Origin of the sequence: Streptococcus mitis SK575 (genome assembly GCF_000257865.1) — a bacterium.
GTDB lineage: Bacteria > Bacillota > Bacilli > Lactobacillales > Streptococcaceae > Streptococcus > Streptococcus mitis_CQ.
The window spans coordinates 1-16,953 of sequence record NZ_AICU01000079.1 but is presented as its reverse complement, the minus strand read 5'-3'; the positions used below and the strand labels follow the sequence as shown (position 1 = coordinate 16,953).

Genomic DNA, 16,953 nt, shown 5'->3' with positions numbered 1-16,953 from the left:
TCAGGCCGCTACTACCTCGTATAGGAGATTGAACTGCCTACATTCTTCTGCACTAACGATAGGCTTTCACCCCCTTTCCATGACATAGCAGCAGCTTTTTAGCTAAAGCTTCCTACTTGCTTTCACCTAAAATACGGACTTCTCTCTCAAGCGTGATACCTGAGTGTTCCTTGACTTTTTCGATAACAGACTCAATCAAGTCTTCGTAGTCTTTAGCCGTTCCATCTGCAACATTGATCATAAATCCTGCGTGCTTTTCTGACACTTCTACGCCACCGATACGATAGCCTTTCAAGCCAGCTTCTGAAATTAATTGACCTGCAAAATGCCCTACTGGACGCTTAAAGACCGAACCACAAGATGGATATTCCAAAGGTTGCTTGAGTTCGCGTAGGTGCGTCAAACGGTCCATTTCCTGCTTGATAATCTGATGGGTTCCTGGAGAAAGGGCAAATTTAGCTGACAAGACAACTGCACCAGACTCCTGAATGGCTGAATGACGGTAACCAAAAGCCAAGTCTTTAGCAGACAGGGTCTCGATTTCTCCATCCTTGGTCAAGACCTTACAAGACTGCAAGATGTGGGCGATCTCGCCACCATAGGCACCCGCATTCATAAAGACAGCACCACCAACACTTCCAGGAATGCCACAAGCAAACTCAAAACCAGTCAAACTATGACGAAGGGCAATGCGAGTTGTTTCAATCAAGTTGGCACCAGCTTCTGCTTCAATAGTATAGCCATCAACAGAAACATTATTGAGCTTGTCACACAAGATGACAAATCCACGAATCCCACCGTCACGAACAATGATGTTACTAGCATTTCCAAGAACCATCCAAGGAATATTTTCTTGGTTGGCAAATTTAACAACGCGCGCCAACTCAAAACGATTTCGTGGAAAGACCAAATAATCGGCCTCTCCACCTACTTTTGTATAACTATAGCTATGCAAGGGTTCCTTAAAACGGATATCAATTCCTTCTAAGATTTCAAGCATTTTTTCTCTTACAGACATGTCACTCTTCCTTTTACAAAATTCATTCCATTATACCATTTTTAAGACCATTTGACGACCCTAAAAAAATCTTGGGCTTATTTTAAACAAAAAAAGAGGTTTCCCCCTTTTCTTATAATTTTTTGCAAAAGATAGCCTTTGTTCCATAGGCAACCAGAACAAATTCAAGTGCTAGGACAACTTCCACCAAGACAGGATTTGTCAGCCAGCCAACTTGGGCAAGAGATGGTGCTATGTCAAAGAAGGCATGTAGTCCATAGGCAGCTAGGAGATAAATCCATTTCTTCTGGCGAACAGCTTGGTAAACCCAAACAGTCAAGAGTAATTGGAAACCTAGCGCCAAGATTCTCTCAAAACCAAGCAAATAAATCTGCCAGACTGATAGCGACTGGATAGTTTTCAACATATTTTCAGACAGTAATTGCATGACCTGTGGATCCTGCGTTTGAACTGCTGAGAGCACGATGTAGAGATTAATCAAACTAGTAAGGCCCAGGTAAATCAACTCCAAGCCACCATGCCCCAATCCATAAGCCAACGAATCTGCCTTTTCCAAACTTCTCTTTTTCTCCAACCATTTGAAGAAAACAAGACGAGCAGTTTCCTCAAAAAATGCTGCCATGGCTAAGCCATAGATGATATAGACAAGCGGATGGTCTTGCAAGAGGGCAATACTACCGTCTTTTTGAGGATGCAAAACTAAGATATGCACCAGTTTTTCCAAAATTTGTGAAGAGACAAAGAAGGCAACAGCCCCCAAGCCCAAAACAGCTAAATTAATCTGGTATTTCTTTTTGGCATACCAAATGCTCCCTATCAAGAAAGCTAGCAACAACACCATGGTAATGATAATATGAATGGTCATTTTCTTCTCCTATTCCGCCTTTTCAATATCTTTTTTCATCTCGTCAACATTGAACTTAGCAAACAAGTATTGACGGTCTTGGACTGGGAAACGTTGGTCCAACTGGTCAACTGCTCCCACCTCGATAATGCCTTCCTTGATGACAAAGTCCATGACATGCCCACCGAAGGTCAAATCATCTGAGATGAAGTGGAGATGGTAGCCTGCCACACTGACCCCATGGAAAATCTCAGGCGTCCAGAAACCAACGATGGTTCCCGCCACATTGTCACGACTATATTCAGGTTGATGGGTTGCGACATCAGCAAACTTGGTATCTGGTGTCGACTTGGGAATCATGCGCACATGCATATGTGAAAATTCCCCACGAATCTTGATAGAGCGGAAAAGATTTTCCCCGTCATAATAAGACTCGATTCGCTCTTCCAATTCCTTGTCTGTCATCTCAAAGCGCTGGCGGAAAATGACCTCTGCCTGATGCGGTACCACTGCTGCGTAAGGAATAAGGGCATCTGGTGACACTTCTACAATTTCCGGTTGCTCTCCTGAGCCTTTGGCTTGATAAGCCTTGCCATCTAAGACAATCAATTCCCCATCAATAGAATCCAAGGTTCCCAAACCAAGGTCACCATGCTCTAGCAATTCTCCCACTGTCATGGTACCACCATAAAGGCCAGCCATCAAGGCTCCAAGGGTATTGTATTGAAATAATTTCACTGGTTCCCGCACGTTCTTATCCATTCACTTTCTTGTCTGTTATTCTATAAATGTTACTCCTAAGTATACCACATTTGCCCCTAGATGTGAACGAGAGAAACACCTTAGACATTGCCAAGAAGGAAAAAAAAGGGTACAATGTAACAAAATCAAGGGAGGTCTGGAATGAAGAAACAAAGCAAGTACCAAGAGGTTGTTTCCTATCTAAAGAACGGTATCGAGTCTGGGCGATTTCCGACGGGTAGCCGCCTGCCTTCTATCCGTCAACTGAGCCTTGACTTTCACTGTAGCAAGGACACTATTCAACGCGCTCTGCTGGAATTACGGCACGAACAATACCTCTATGCCAAGCCCCAGAGTGGCTACTATGTCCTAGAACAAGGGCAACACCAGGATCTAGAAATCGAAGTCACTGACGAACATGCCAGTGCCTATGACGATTTCCGACTCTGTATCAATGAAACCTTGATTGGACGGGAAAACTACCTCTTCAACTACTATGAAAACCAAGAAGGTTTAGAAGATCTAAGACAGTCTATTCACAAACTCCTCTTTGACCAAGCCCTCTACTGCAAGGCTGATCAACTGGTACTGACTTCTGGAACCCAACAAGCCTTGTTTATCCTTTCTCAAATATCCTTTCCTAGCCAAGCCAAGGAAATCTTGGTGGAACAGCCGACCTACCATCGGATGAATCGTCTCTTGATTGCTCAAGGCTTAGACTATCAAACGATTGAACGAGGCATTGATGGAATTGACTTGGTGGAACTTGAACAGCATTTCCAGACGGGAAAAATCAAGTTTTTCTATACTATTCCTCGATTTCACTATCCTCTAGGACATTCCTATTCAGAGCAGGACAAACGGGCTATTCTTGACTTAGCTGCCAAATATGGAGTCTATATCGTAGAGGACGACTATCTGGGTGATTTGGACTCCAAGAAGGGCCAGACCTTCCACTATCTGGATACAGAGGAGCGCGTCATTTATATCAAGTCCTTCTCAACCAGCCTCTTTCCAGCCCTGCGGATAACAGCACTCATCCTGCCAAATGCTATCAAGGAAGCCTTTGTGGCCTATAAAAATATCCTAGACTACGACAGCAACCTCATCATGCAAAAGGCCTTATCACTCTATATCGACAGTCAACTGTTTGAGAAAAATCGGCTAGCTCGCTTGGCCAATCAGGAAGACTACCAAAAACAAATCGAGGAAAGACTAGCTAAAACACCTTGTCCCCTCCCTCACTTTCCCCTACACGATGGTTTATTACTAGACCTAAGACAGTATCCTAAAATTGCTAGTCTCAAACACAGCCAACTGGGCTTGGATTTCTTTGAAGAGGCTTACTTGGGTGCCTGTCCTTATCAATTTGCCAAGGTGTCCTTAGACAATCTGGAAAAGGTTTTAAACTATTTAAAAGCAGAATTGGAATGACTTCCAACTCTGCTTTTTTCTTATTGTTCAACTTCTGTTAAGGTTGCCGCTTTTTCAAGATATTTTTGGTAGGTACCGTCATCCTTGAGTTTTTGGATAACCTTGTCCACCACTTCTTTCAAATCAGCACTATTTTTTCTAAGGGCAACGGCATTGGCTTCACCGTCCTTCATCTTCAAGCTGACAGTTGCGACAGCTAGGTCTGCATTTTTAGCAGCATAGCTAAGGGCAACAGGCTCATCCATGTGAACAGCATCTACTTTTCCAGCCTGTAATTCATTAACAGCTTCACCCATATTGGTTAGGGAAGTCAGCTGAGCTTTTGGCAATTGTTCCTTGACCATTGATTCTGGAACAGTCCCTTTTTGAGCCGCAATATTAGCACTTTCAAGGCTAGTTAAATCCTTGTATTTTTCTACATCAGCTTTACGAACCAAGAAACTAATCTTGTTTTCATAGTAAGGGATTGAAAAATCAAAGACTTCTTTTCTCTCGTCAGTAGCGCTAATTCCCGCAACTGCTAGGTCAGCCTTCCCAGTTTGAAGACTGGTCAAGACATTGTCAAAACTCATGCTTGAAATTTCCAACTTCACCCCAAGTTCATCAGCGATAGCTTGGGCCATATCAATATCCGCACCGACTACCTGGTTTTTTCCGTCAACTAAGGATTGGAATTCAAAAGGTGCATAGTCAGGACTAGTCGCCACAACTAATTTCCCCTTTTGCTTAATGGCCTCAACAGCTGACTGAGAACCATTAGAACCCGACTGGCAAGCTACTAAGAAGAAACTTGCAAGAAAACTACATAAAACAAATATCCATTTTTTTGATTTCATAAATAAACAACCTCTCTGTTAATTTTGTATAATTATAACGCTATTCAAGATGCTTGTCAAGTATTTTTTGAATTTTTATCTTAAAAATATTTTTTTCATTCAAGAAAAGGAGCTTCCAGTTGATTACAAGCTCCTTTTTATACAGAATGAACCTATTTTATAGTTCGACAATCTTACCTGTTTCAAAGTAAACAACCCATTCACAGATATTTTTTGCATAGTCTCCAATACGTTCCAAAAAGGCAATCACTTGGAAGTAATCACGGCCTGTAACGATGGCATCTGGATTTTTCTTGATTTCTTCTGTAGCCAAATCACGAATGCTATCAAAGTAATGGTTGATTTTTTCATCCATGGCTGCTACTTCATAGGCCTGGTCTACTGAACCATTGAGATAGAGTTCAAGGGCTGCTTCAACGAAGTTCTTGACATCGCGGCCCATTCTCTTGATTTCTTCTTCAACAGCTGGGATGCGTTGCTCCCCTTTCATACGAATTGCCGCTTTGGCAATGGAAACGGCATGGTCACCCATACGTTCCAAGTCAGATACAGCCTTCAATACTGTCAAAACAGTACGCAAGTCCTGAGAAACCGGTTGTTGGAGGGCAATCATTTCAAATGATTTCTTCTCCAATTTCACTTCGTATTCGTTTACTTCTGCATCGTCTTCGATGACTTCCTTGGCCAAATCACGGTCATGCGTAACAAAGGCACGCACCGTACGATTGATTTGGGATAGCACTTCTTGTCCCATAGCGTAGAACTGGTTGTGCAATTTCTCTAAATCTTCTTCAAATTGAGAACGTAACATCATTTATCTCCTTATCCAAATTTTCCTGAAATATAATCTTCTGTTTCCTTGTGTTGTGGGTTGAGGAACATCTTCTTGGTATCGTTAAACTCAATCAAATCTCCATCTAGGAAAAATCCTGTCTTATCAGAGATACGAGAGGCTTGTTGCATAGAACGCGTAACCAAGAGCATGGTGTATTTATCTTTTAGACCATACAAGGTTTCCTCAATCTTACCAGCAGAGATAGGGTCCAAGTCTGAAGTCGGTTCATCCAAGAGAATGATTTTAGGACTGGTTGCCAAGACACGGGCAACACAAACACGTTGTTGTTGTCCACCTGAAAGCCCGATAGCTGAATCATGCAGGCGATCCTTAACCTCATCCCAGATAGAAGCTCGTTGTAGGGCTTTTTCTACCGCTTCATCCAGAACTTGCTTGTCCTTCACTCCATTGATACGAAGCCCGTAAACAACATTTTCATAGATAGACATAGGGAAAGGGTTTGGTTGTTGGAAAACCATACCGATTTCCTTCCGCAATTCAACTGTATCTGTACGTGGGCTGTAGATGTTGTGGCCGTTGTAAACCACCGAACCAGTTGTGGTCACTTCTGGATTGAGATCCCCCATGCGGTTGATAGCCTTGAGGAGGGTTGATTTCCCTGATCCAGATGGACCAATCAAGGCTGTAATTTCCTTAGGTTGGAAAGATAGGGAAACACTATTCAAGGCCTTTTTTTGATTGTAGTAAACGGACAGGTCTGATACCTGTAAAATCGCTTCTGTCATACTGTTTCCTTTCTATCCAAAGTGTCCTGTTACGTAGTCATTGGTTGACTGTAGTTTGGCATTTTGGAAAATATTAGAGGTCTTATCGTACTCGATCAAGTCACCCAAGTAGAAAAATCCTGTGTAATCACTAGCACGCGCAGCCTGCTGCATACTGTGGGTCACGATGATGATAGTAAAGTCCTTCTTCAATTCCAACATGGTTTCTTCCAGCTGGGCTGTCGCAATCGGATCCAAAGCTGACGCCGGCTCATCCATCAAGAGAATATCTGGTTTAACAGAGATAGCACGCGCGATACAAAGACGTTGCTGCTGACCACCAGATAGAGTCAAGGCTGACTTGTGCAAATCGTCTTTGACCTGGTCCCAAAGGGCAGCTTGACGAAGAGAGGTTTCTACAATTTCATCCAAGACTTGCTTGTCCTTAACCCCTGCACGTTCATGGGCAAAAGTGATATTGCGATAGATAGACTTGGCAAAAGGATTTGGGCGTTGGAAGACCATTCCGATGTGCTTACGCATTTCATAAACGTTGATTTCTGGACGGTTGACATCAATCCCTTGGTAGAGGATTTGACCTGTTACCTTGGCAATATCAATGGTATCATTCATACGGTTGAGACTGCGAAGGTAGGTTGATTTCCCTGAACCAGAAGGGCCAATTAAGGCTGTAATTTTATTTTTTTCAAATTGCATATCGATGCCCTTGATGGATTCATTTTTACCGTAGTAAACATGTAAATCCTTAGTAGAGAGGGCCACTTTCTCTTCAGGAAAGGTGATGATATGCTTTTCATCCCAATTATATTTTGACATGGCTTCTCCTTTAGGCAGCGGTTAATTTCTTATGTAGATAGCTTCCGAGTTTACGGGCTCCAAAGTTAAAGATGAGGATAAAGATAAGGAGCACGGCTGCAGAACCTGCTGATACGATAGTTCCATCTGGAATGGTTCCTTCACTATTGACCTTCCAGATGTGGACAGCCAAGGTTTCTGCTTGACGGAAGATAGAGATTGGGCTAGTCACACTGAGAATATTCCAGTTAGACCAGTCAAGGGCTGGAGCGGATTGTCCTGCTGTATAGATGAGAGCAGCCGCCTCACCAAAGATACGGCCAGAGGCCAAGACAACCCCCGTTACAATACCTGGTAGGGCTTCTGGAATGACCACATGGACCACAGTCTCCCAACGAGAAATCCCAAGGGCCAGACCAGCCTCACGTTGCGTATGGTGAACGTGTTTCAAACTGTCCTCAACATTACGAGTCATCTGAGGCAGGTTAAAGACCGTCAAGGCCAAGGCACCTGAAATGATTGAAAATCCATACTCAAACTGAACTACAAAGATCAAGTAACCAAAGAGACCTACAACCACTGATGGCAATGAAGACAAGATTTCAATACAGGTTCTGACAAAATTGGTCACAGGACCTTTTTTGGCATATTCAGCTAGGAAAATCCCAGCTCCCATAGACAAGGGAACAGAGATAATCAAGGTAATAACCAGAAGGAAGAAGGAATTATAGAGCTGAATTCCAATCCCTCCACCTGCTTGGTAAGAAGATGATTTGCCAGTCAAGAAAGACCAAGAGATGTGAGGCAAACCACGAACCAAGATATAAAGAATCAAAGATGCCAAGATAGCAACGATAATTCCTGCAATTGAGTAGAGGACAGCTGTTGCAATTTTATCTAATTTCTTAGCGTGCATAGTTTTTCTTTCCTCTTTCTTTCGTAATCAATTTAATCACACTGTTGAAGGCCAAACTCATCAAGAGCAAGACTAAGGCCAGTGACCAAAGAACGTTATTGTCAACTGTTCCCATAACGGTATTTCCGATACCCATGGTCAAAACAGAGGTCAAGGTCGCAGCAGGTGTTGTCAATGAAGTTGGGACAACAGCTGAGTTTCCGACCACCATCTGAATGGCCAAGGCCTCACCAAAGGCACGCGCCATCCCAAAGACCACCGCTGTGAAAATCCCTGAACGCGCCGCCTTCAAGGTCACGCGCCAAATGGTTTGCCAACGAGTGGCCCCCATAGCCAAACTAGCTTCACGGTAGTGACGAGGCACCGCACGCAAGCTATCGGTTGTCATAAAGGTTACCGTCGGTAAAATCATGACAAAGAGAACGAAAATACCTGACAAAATCCCAAAACCAGTTCCACCAAAGACACTGCGGACAAAGGGAACCACGACCTGCAAACCGATAAAACCATAGACGACTGAAGGAATCCCGACTAGCAATTCAATGGCTGGTTGCAAGATTCTAGCACCTTTTGGTGAGACTTCGGTCATAAAGACTGCCGCACCAATGGCAAAAGGAGTTGCGATAAGAGCTGACAAGATTGTGACAATAAAGGAACCCAAAATCATAGGAAGGGCACCAAATTGTTTACCTGAAGGATTCCAAGTTTGGCCAAAGAGGAAATCAAAGATATTGACTCCATTGACAAAGAAGGTCGACAAACCTTTTTGAGCTACGAAAATCAAAATCATAGCCACAATGATGACAATCAAAGACAGACAGGCAAAAGTCAAGCCTTTTCCTAGTTTCTCTAGACGAGAGTTCTTTGAGGGAGAAAGTAATTTTTTAGCTAATTCTTCTTGATTCATTATTGACTCCCTTCTAGTGCTGTTACCGTTCCTACAGCATCTTTTTCAACCTTCATTTCCTTGACAGAAATATAGCCCATTCCCTTAACGATTCCGCTTTGCGCTTCATCTGAGAGGACAAAGTTGAGAAATTCTGCCACCAATTCATTGGGCTGACCTAGGGTATACATGTGTTCATAAGACCACAGAGGCCAGTTATTGGTTGTAACATTTTCTGCAATCGGCTCATAGCCGTTCAATTTCATGCGTTTAACTGAGTCATCCACATAGGCAAAGGCTAGGTAAGAAATGGCTCCTGGTGTCTGAGAAACAATGTTTTTGACCATCCCATTTGAATCCTGTTCTTGACTCTGCACGGCAGATTGGCCATCCATGACAACACTATCAAAGGTTGCACGCGAACCAGAACTTGCCGCACGGTTGATAATAGAAATGGCTAGGTCTTTCCCCCCAACCTCTTTCCAGTTGGTCACTTGACCTGTGAAGATGCTACGGAGTTGTTCAGTTGTCAGATTTTCAACGTCAACTTCCTTGTTCACAATCACCGCCAAGCCTGCAACAGCAACCTTGTGGTCCACTAGAGCAGAAGCGTTGATACCGTCTTTTTCCTCGGCAAATACGTCTGAATTTCCTACATCAACGGCTCCAGACTGAACCTGAGACAAACCTGTACCAGATCCTCCACCTTGGACGTTGACTGTTTTTCCAACGTGCAGAGAGCCGAATTCATCTGCTGCTGCTTCGACCAAGGGCTGAAGAGCCGTTGAGCCAACAGCTGTCATGGATTCTCCACGATCAATCCAGCTAGCACATCCCGCCAAAGAATCTGCCAGCAAAAGAGCCGCAAGGGATAGAGCGAGTTTTTTCCTTTTTTTCACTGTTTTTCTCCTTGAAAATAATGGTGAATGCTGTGAATTTTTTCAACTATTTATTTATGTTTTTCTTTTGAAAATTGGGAACCAACTGAAGTTCTGAGCTTGGTTTTACTTGAAATTTACTCAGTTATCATCTCCACCAATTTTGACTTAAAATGAAAGACAATTTGAAAAAAATCCATACTTCCACTATAACATAGACAAGCTACTTTGACTAGCATTTCCACTTGAATCTGAGGCCTTTTGGAAAATAATTTTTCAAAACATTTCCAGTCACCTTTGCAAAGCCCAAACCATTGCCCTGAACCAAAACTTGGTACCAACCATTTGGCAGACTTTCCGCCAGCTGAACGGTTTCTCCAGCCACATACTTTACAAACGCTTCTTGGTCAATTTCAACCGACTGCTTGACCTGACTCGGTTTCAAGGCTAGACCAAGAGCAAAACTAGGTTCAAAACGTTTCTTCTTAAAAGTACCCAGATGCAGGCCATTGCGAGCAATCTTGAGCTTCCCTAGATCTGGCAAGAGTTCTGGCAAGAGATAAAGTTGGTCACCAAAAGTCTGCAAGATACCCCTTAGATTGACCTGCAAATGTTTTTGGGCAAATTCCTGCCACAAGGTAACTTGTTCACGGCTGAGGTTACTCTTACTTGCCTTAAATTTAGGAGCTGGATTGTCACCTTTAAATTGTAAATGGGCTACAAATTGCCCCTCTCCCTTAAAATGATGAGGATACATCCGAGCCGTTTCTGGGAGGTCAATACCAGCTACCATTCCATTGATATGCTCTACTGGTAACAAGTCAAAATCATACTCTTCCAGCAACCAATTGACAATCTCTTCGTTTTCCTCAGGTGCCCAGGTACAGGTTGAATAAACCAAGCGACCACCTTCAGCTAGCATGGTTACTGCATCTTCCAGAATTTCTCTTTGCAAACTAGCACATTGACTCGGATAATCTAAGCTCCAATAGTCCATAGCATCTGGTTGCTTACGGAACATCCCTTCCCCTGAGCAAGGGGCATCAAGGACAATCAGGTCAAAATAGCCCTTAAAAACCTTGGACAAGCGGTCAGCAGATTCATTGGTCACCACGACATTTGTCGCTCCAAAGCGCTCCATGTTTTCTACTAAAATCTTAGCCCGTTTGCTTGAAATTTCATTGGAAACGAGAAGACCCTCTCCTGCTAGATAGGCTGCTAGTTGAGTTGATTTGCCACCCGGTGCAGCAGCCAAATCCAAGACTTTCATACCAGGACTGGGCTGGGCTACCTGAGCAACCATCTGAGCAGCAGGTTCTTGCGAATAAACCAAGCCTGTAGCATGCTCAGGCGATTTCCCTGATACCTTTCCGTAGTGACCCCAAGGGGTTTGAGGAATGGGATTAGAAAAGGAAACTAGCGCTTCTTTTAAGGGATTGACCCGAAAGGCCGAAACCGCTTCCTCCTCAAAAGAGGCAAGAAAATCTCTTGCCTCATCTCCTAGTATCTCTTCATATTTTTCAACAAATCCTTCTGGAAATTGCATTTAAGTTCTTTTCCTTTCGTAAATATAGGACTGAATTTCCTCCTGCATCTCAAGAGGTAGCATCATGACCGGTTGTCTGGTTTGAAAATCAAGCGGTTGACCAGATAGAGTCACAACCCGATAGCCCAGACTTTCCCCTAAAATACTAGCCGCAGCATAATCCCATGGTTGCAGATAAGTAACATATGTCAACAAACGCCCTGACAAAATCTTGGCAAAACTAATGGCCGCACTCCCATAGACACGAACACCGAGGACGGCTCGACTCAAATCAGCCAGCCCCCATTCGTTGGTTTCCAGCATGCCACTATTGCCTGCAATGAGAAAATCTCCAAGTGGTTTTGCTTTAAAAGGAGCTAGGGGCTTATCGTTTCGACAAACTGGAAACTTACCACCACCATGATAACAATCCCCTTTGACCACATCATAAATCAGTCCAAACTGTCCCTGACCATTTTCAAAATAAGCCATCATAACAGCAAAATCTTCCTGCTGGGCCACAAAATTATTGGTCCCATCAATGGGATCAATGACCCAAACCTTGCCCTCTTGAACCGAGGCTCGCAGACAACCTTCTTCAGCACAAATCTTATCCTCAGGATAACGGGACAAAATCTCACCAACCAAGAGCTCCTGAACTTCCTTGTCCAGTCTGGTCACCAAATCTGTTGGAGAGGACTTGGTTTCAACACACAAGTCTTCCTGCATATGGTCAAGAATGTACTGACCCGCCTTCTTGACAAGCTCTTTGGCAAATTCAAATTTACTTTCCAAGAGAAATCTTTCCTTCCCCTTTTTCCTTAGCCGCCTGAACTGCTCGGTAAAGCGAATAACCACTCACTGTTTCAAATTCTCGTCCCAAACGTTTTTCTTCACTCTTGCTTGGCACGACCTCCTTGAACCCCTTATAGGAGTCCAGTAACTTTTTAGCCTCTACCTTGCCCTCATAGGCAGCTTCAACATCATTAAAAAAAGAAAGCACTGAAGCAAGTTCTTCAGTGCTCCACGACAAATCTAGTGGGTAACTATACTGTTTGTTCATTAACTAATACCAGCTCTCATTCTTGCTTCTTTTAGTTCTTGCTTACGGTAACTACGAGGGAGAAAAGCACGAATCTCATCTTCATTAAAACCGATCTGCATACGTTTGGCATCAATAATAATGGGACGACGCAAAAGACTAGGATACTGCTCAATCAAATGAAGCAATTCTGATACCGAAATACTTTCTACATCAATATCTAATTTTTGAAAAATTTTTGAACGAGTTGAAATGATGTCATCAGTACCATTTTCGGTCAAGGAAAGAATGTGTTGCAATTCTTTTCTTGTTAAGGGACTGGTCATAATATTGTGCTCCTCAAAGGGCACCTTATGTTTCTCTAACCAGGCCTTTGCCTTACGACATGAAGTACAGCTCGGTGATAGGAATAGTGTAATCATGCTTTTCTCTTCTTATCTATACTTTGCTACCTCTATTATACAAAAAAATAAAGCACTTGACTAGATATTTTTAGAAAAAAAGCCTATTTTTTCAAGAAAAATAGACTGTTTGCGAACGATTAATACATTTCTGAATTAGTTAATTCACTCTTAACGATAGTTTCGAATCACATACCTAATTTATACATGTGAAATAAGAACATCTTTCGTTTCACTTCCTACGACTTTTTAGATAAAGACAGCCAAAGAAGCTTTCATAGAGGGCAAAAAAGAGGAGGAAGGCATGAAGGAAGAAGATCTCTGGCAAAATCAGAATCACTGGATCCTTGGCTGGATCAAAAAGCCAGGTATCATCTCCCACAAAGAGAATTTGATGGAAAAGGGTAAAGAATTGGTCAAAACCAATCAACACTCCTCCAAGCCCAATCAGTAAGGGTAAAACCACTAGAGCCAAAAGTCCTTTACTAAATAGAGACAAGAAGCCCTTTTTCACAATCTTATTGACAAAGAAATAGAAACTTGGCAGTGTCACTAGAGCTACTAGCTGAACCAAGTGAAAGAGGTTCTTAACCACCGCAAAATGGTGCAGACCAGCTGCTGACGAACGAAAATCTGGCATCTCTAGGACCTGACTAAATGGATTGGTCAGATAATTCATCAAGATATGAAAGTTGTACTGAATGGTTTCTGGTTTTAAATAGACCCGATCTGTTAAATTCAGCCACTGAATTTCCAGCTGATAAACAATCCAAGCCAGATAAATGGTCAAAAGGATTGAGAGGGAGAGGAGAAAGAGCATAGAGCCCCAAAAGGTCAGTTTAGTTTTCATCAAAGTTCCACTCCGCAAGGCTAGAAACCACATGAGTCGGTGCGATTGGCAGGTCTGCCACTTCTTCTGCCTTGGTAAAACCTGTCGTCACCAAGAGCGTTGGAATGCCATTGTCAATCCCTGCTCGGATATCTGTTAAGTAGTTATCCCCAACCATGATTAACTCTTTACGTTCCAAACCTAAGTGCTCAACCGCCTTGTCCATAATGATGGCATTTGGTTTCCCAATATAAACAGGTTTCACTCGTGTTGCCACTTCAAGAAGGGTAATCAGTGAACCAGCACCTGGCAAAAGACCGCGCTCTGTCGGGATGTTGAGGTCAGGGTTGGTTCCAATAAAATGAGCTCCCTTTTGGATAGCTAGAGTTGCTGTCGCAAATTTTTCATAGTCGACTTGCCAGTCCAATCCTACTACTACATAGGCAGGATTTCCCTTGTCTTCGACATAACCAGCCGCCTTGATGGCTTCCTTGAGTCCAGCTTCTCCGATGACATAGACAGTCTTTTCAAGCCCCAAGTCATTCATATAGTCGATCGTTGCCAAAGTCGCTGTGTAGACAGTCGATAGGGGCGTATCGATATTAAAATTCTGAACCAACATCTCCTGAACACTCTCTGGAGTGCGGGTTGTATTGTTGGTCACAAAGAGATAGGGGATATCCCGCTTTTGCAATTCATGGACAAAAGCCTCTCCTGCTGGAATTCTGTCTTTCCCCTTATAAATGGTTCCGTCTAAATCAATTAAATAGCCTTTATATTTCATCTATTTCTCCCTAATCTTTTTTTATTTCTTGCCAAGTGATGATAGCTTGAGCATTGGTAGCCCCGTCGCTTGTGATCTCATGCTTGCTTTCCAGTCCAGTCCGTTCAACAGCCGATGTGATCACCCCACCTGGTCGAACTTCCTTGACATACTTGAGATTGATTTTCTTGGGAATATATTGGGTCAAAAAGTCCGCTCCCATGACCTCAAAAATCCAGTCTAGATACTTACTGTTATTAACATGACCATTCATATCTAAATCGTAAAAACGGACATGGTAATCCTTGCTGATTGGCTCGTTCAATGACTCATACTTTGGCCCACGGATAAGCTTTTTATCAAAATCAGACTGGTAAGGAGCCACAATCTCAGGTTCTACTGCATGAACTTTTCGACTGTCTCGATCCATGAGAACAAAGGTCGCTATCATGTGGATAAGGTCCTGACCTGCTTCATCATAAATGGTAAAGCGACGGTAGCAAAAGAGTCGATTGTAGCTCAGGGCTTCCGTTTCGATAGTGATTTCTTCCGCAAAACGAGGCAAACGAGCTACCTCAATATCATAGTCTGTGATAATCCAGACCAGATTATAGTTTTCTAAAATTGCCTTATCACTAACACCTAGTTCAATGGACTGCATCCCTGAAACTTGTAGGGAAAGTAAAATCACATCTGGAAGTTTAATATGTCCATTCATGTCAGCCATATCAAAAGGAATCTTCATTTTCATTTGATAAGTTAAGCCCATCATCCTACTCCAAAATAAATCGTTCTGCTACGGTATCTCCCAAAAAGAGACCTCTCTTTGTCATGCGCACTCGGTCACCCTCTATTTGCATGAGACCTTGTTGAACCAAGTCTCTGACAATTTCTCCATAAAGTCCATCGAAAGACCGTCCAAATTTTTCCTCAAATCTCGCCATGGAAACCCCTGATTTCTTGCGGAGCCCCAGGAACATCTCCTCTTCCATTTGCTCTTTTTGACTCAGGTGCTCTTCTGTGATGCGAGCATTGCCTTCTTCAACCGCATTAAGATAATGGCGAATGGGACCATGGTTTTTATAGCGCACTCCATTGACATAACCAGATGCCCCAGCACCGATGCCATAGTATTCAGCATTGTCCCAGTACATGAGATTGTGACGACTTTCAAAACCAGGCTTGGAGAAATTGGAAATCTCATAATGCTCAAAACCAGCTCGCTCTAGCTCTGCGATGATGTACTCAAACATCTCAGCTTCCAGTTCCTCCTTAGGCAGAGGCAATTTTCCTCGTCGCATACGGTTCATAAAGACCGTATGATTTTCCAAAATCAAGCTATACAAACTCATATGGGGAATATCAAGTCCAATGGCCTTAGCCACATTTTCCTTGACCTGCTCCATGGTCTGACCAGGCAGTGCATAAATCAAATCAATAGAGATATTGTCAAAACCAGCCAGTTTCAGACGGCCGATATTTTCATAAATATCCTTCTCCAAATGACTGCGCCCAATCTTTTTCAGCATCTTATCATCAAAGGTCTGCACACCTAGCGAAACACGATTGACAGCCGAGTTCTTCAAAACGGCTATCTTATCTGCATCCAAGTCGCCTGGATTGGCCTCAATGGTCAACTCCTCTAAGACAGACAAGTCCAAGTTTTTAGTCAAGCCATCCAATAACACCTCCAGTTGCGGAGCTGACAAAGCTGTCGGTGTGCCACCACCGATATAGAGGGTTCTCAACTTTTGAATACTATAAGAACGAAACTCTTCTAACAGATGCTCTAAATAGCTGTCGACTGGCTGATTCTTAATAAAAACCTTTGAAAAGTCACAATAATAACAAATCTGGGTACAAAACGGAATGTGCACATAGGCTGACGTTGGTTTTTTCTGCATAGTAATTATTATACCACAAAAAGCGAACAATACTTAGAATTCCCTTTAACAAAATCCTAGCATTGTTCGCTTTCTTTATCTAATCATTCTTTGTATTTTATGGATAACACAGCTATCAGAATCAATCTAGTTCGTTGTTAAAATACAAAAGAATGAATGTTTAATTGACTAAATTTTTAGTCTTCTTTTTTCTTGCGAGCTACAAGTCCAAATCCACTCAATAGTCCAAGAAGTCCTAGAGATGCAAGAGCAGCATTTGATTCTGTTCCTGTATTTGGCAATACATTTTGAGAATCATTTGACTTAGCTCCATTATCAACAGTAGTCTTAGTATCTACCTGATCTGCATTCGGAGTAACTGCATTTGGAGTTGGAGTAGCTGGTACTGGTGTATCTTGACCAGAACCTCCATTAGTGTCAGGTTTGACTGGCGTATCAGGTGTCACTGGTGCAACTGGAATTGTATCTGTTGGTGTTGCTGGTGTTACCTTAGCTGGAGTTTCTACTGGAACTTCAACAGCTGGTTTACCTGGTTCGGTAATCTTACCTGTACCTGGAAC

The 16,953-nt window shown here is 42.8% G+C and carries 20 protein-coding genes; 1 reads left to right on the top strand and 19 read right to left on the bottom strand.

Annotation, left to right across the window (positions count from 1 at the left end; translation table 11 throughout):
• Positions 1–112: 112 nt before the first annotated feature.
• The 3 genes from murB to budA form a co-directional block, all read right to left on the bottom strand.
• Entirely contained in the window at positions 113–1,018 is a 906-nt protein-coding gene (gene murB, locus HMPREF1048_RS10150) for a UDP-N-acetylmuramate dehydrogenase (RefSeq protein WP_000116178.1), read from the bottom strand.
• A 112-nt stretch (positions 1,019–1,130) separates the two neighbouring features.
• Positions 1,131–1,883: a YhfC family intramembrane metalloprotease gene (locus HMPREF1048_RS10145; protein ID WP_000152239.1), complete on the bottom strand. Its 753-nt coding sequence runs from the start codon at positions 1,881–1,883 to the stop codon at positions 1,131–1,133.
• Positions 1,884–1,892: 9 nt separating this feature from the next.
• The gene (gene budA, locus HMPREF1048_RS10140) at positions 1,893–2,624 is read right to left on the bottom strand and encodes an acetolactate decarboxylase (protein ID WP_000360320.1); all 732 of its coding nucleotides are present in this window, start codon (positions 2,622–2,624) and stop codon (positions 1,893–1,895) included.
• Between the two features lie 141 nt (positions 2,625–2,765).
• Between budA and HMPREF1048_RS10135 the strand changes: the two genes are divergently transcribed.
• A complete protein-coding gene (locus HMPREF1048_RS10135; protein WP_000744846.1) occupies positions 2,766–4,037 on the top strand; it encodes an aminotransferase-like domain-containing protein in 1,272 nt (423 codons plus the stop codon).
• Between the two features lie 20 nt (positions 4,038–4,057).
• Here HMPREF1048_RS10135 and HMPREF1048_RS10130 read toward each other — a convergent pair whose 3' ends face one another.
• The 16 genes from HMPREF1048_RS10130 to HMPREF1048_RS13510 all read right to left on the bottom strand — a co-directional run.
• The gene (locus tag HMPREF1048_RS10130) at positions 4,058–4,873 is read right to left on the bottom strand and encodes an ABC transporter substrate-binding protein (protein ID WP_000837373.1); all 816 of its coding nucleotides are present in this window, start codon (positions 4,871–4,873) and stop codon (positions 4,058–4,060) included.
• 157 nt (positions 4,874–5,030) lie between these two features.
• A complete protein-coding gene (gene phoU, locus HMPREF1048_RS10125) occupies positions 5,031–5,684 on the bottom strand; it encodes a phosphate signaling complex protein PhoU (RefSeq protein ID WP_000946458.1) in 654 nt (217 codons plus the stop codon).
• A gap of 11 nt (positions 5,685–5,695) precedes the next feature.
• Positions 5,696–6,454 carry a phosphate ABC transporter ATP-binding protein PstB gene (gene pstB, locus HMPREF1048_RS10120; protein ID WP_000133486.1) on the bottom strand — a complete coding sequence of 253 codons (759 nt, stop codon included), beginning with the start codon at positions 6,452–6,454 and terminating at the stop codon, positions 5,696–5,698.
• 12 nt (positions 6,455–6,466) lie between these two features.
• On the bottom strand, positions 6,467–7,270 hold the full coding sequence (gene pstB, locus HMPREF1048_RS10115; protein ID WP_000049848.1) for a phosphate ABC transporter ATP-binding protein PstB: 804 nt from the start codon (positions 7,268–7,270) through the stop codon (positions 6,467–6,469).
• A gap of 10 nt (positions 7,271–7,280) precedes the next feature.
• Complete coding sequence (gene pstA, locus HMPREF1048_RS10110) at positions 7,281–8,165, bottom strand: phosphate ABC transporter permease PstA (protein WP_000543046.1); 885 nt, start codon at positions 8,163–8,165, stop codon at positions 7,281–7,283.
• Entirely contained in the window at positions 8,155–9,072 is a 918-nt protein-coding gene (gene pstC / locus HMPREF1048_RS10105) for a phosphate ABC transporter permease subunit PstC (protein ID WP_001070903.1), read from the bottom strand. The genes pstA and pstC overlap by 11 nt, the downstream gene beginning before the upstream one ends.
• Positions 9,072–9,950, bottom strand: a complete 879-nt coding sequence (locus HMPREF1048_RS10100) for a phosphate ABC transporter substrate-binding protein PstS family protein (protein ID WP_000746321.1) — start codon at positions 9,948–9,950, stop codon at positions 9,072–9,074. Before HMPREF1048_RS10100 ends, pstC begins: the two co-directional genes overlap by 1 nt.
• A 211-nt stretch (positions 9,951–10,161) precedes the next feature.
• Positions 10,162–11,475: an RsmF rRNA methyltransferase first C-terminal domain-containing protein gene (locus tag HMPREF1048_RS10095; protein ID WP_001160247.1), complete on the bottom strand. Its 1,314-nt coding sequence runs from the start codon at positions 11,473–11,475 to the stop codon at positions 10,162–10,164.
• A complete protein-coding gene (locus HMPREF1048_RS10090) occupies positions 11,476–12,249 on the bottom strand; it encodes an inositol monophosphatase family protein (RefSeq protein WP_000444030.1) in 774 nt (257 codons plus the stop codon).
• Positions 12,239–12,517, bottom strand: a complete 279-nt coding sequence (locus tag HMPREF1048_RS10085; RefSeq protein ID WP_001041978.1) for a UPF0223 family protein — start codon at positions 12,515–12,517, stop codon at positions 12,239–12,241. Before HMPREF1048_RS10085 ends, HMPREF1048_RS10090 begins: the two co-directional genes overlap by 11 nt.
• Positions 12,517–12,918, bottom strand: coding sequence for a Spx/MgsR family RNA polymerase-binding regulatory protein (locus HMPREF1048_RS10080; protein ID WP_000631254.1), 402 nt, complete (start codon positions 12,916–12,918; stop codon positions 12,517–12,519). The genes HMPREF1048_RS10085 and HMPREF1048_RS10080 overlap by 1 nt, the downstream gene beginning before the upstream one ends.
• 211 nt (positions 12,919–13,129) lie before the next feature.
• On the bottom strand, positions 13,130–13,747 hold the full coding sequence (locus HMPREF1048_RS10075; protein WP_000850635.1) for a TIGR01906 family membrane protein: 618 nt from the start codon (positions 13,745–13,747) through the stop codon (positions 13,130–13,132).
• Positions 13,737–14,510 carry a TIGR01457 family HAD-type hydrolase gene (locus tag HMPREF1048_RS10070; protein ID WP_000875450.1) on the bottom strand — a complete coding sequence of 258 codons (774 nt, stop codon included), beginning with the start codon at positions 14,508–14,510 and terminating at the stop codon, positions 13,737–13,739. The genes HMPREF1048_RS10075 and HMPREF1048_RS10070 overlap by 11 nt, the downstream gene beginning before the upstream one ends.
• Before the next feature lie 10 nt (positions 14,511–14,520).
• Positions 14,521–15,258: an acyl-[acyl-carrier-protein] thioesterase gene (locus HMPREF1048_RS10065; protein ID WP_000524784.1), complete on the bottom strand. Its 738-nt coding sequence runs from the start codon at positions 15,256–15,258 to the stop codon at positions 14,521–14,523.
• A 4-nt stretch (positions 15,259–15,262) separates the two neighbouring features.
• The gene (hemW, locus tag HMPREF1048_RS10060; protein WP_001170099.1) at positions 15,263–16,393 is read right to left on the bottom strand and encodes a radical SAM family heme chaperone HemW; all 1,131 of its coding nucleotides are present in this window, start codon (positions 16,391–16,393) and stop codon (positions 15,263–15,265) included.
• A gap of 176 nt (positions 16,394–16,569) precedes the next feature.
• The coding region (locus HMPREF1048_RS13510; protein WP_000324452.1) for an LPXTG cell wall anchor domain-containing protein at positions 16,570–16,953 on the bottom strand (384 nt) is incomplete at its 5' end.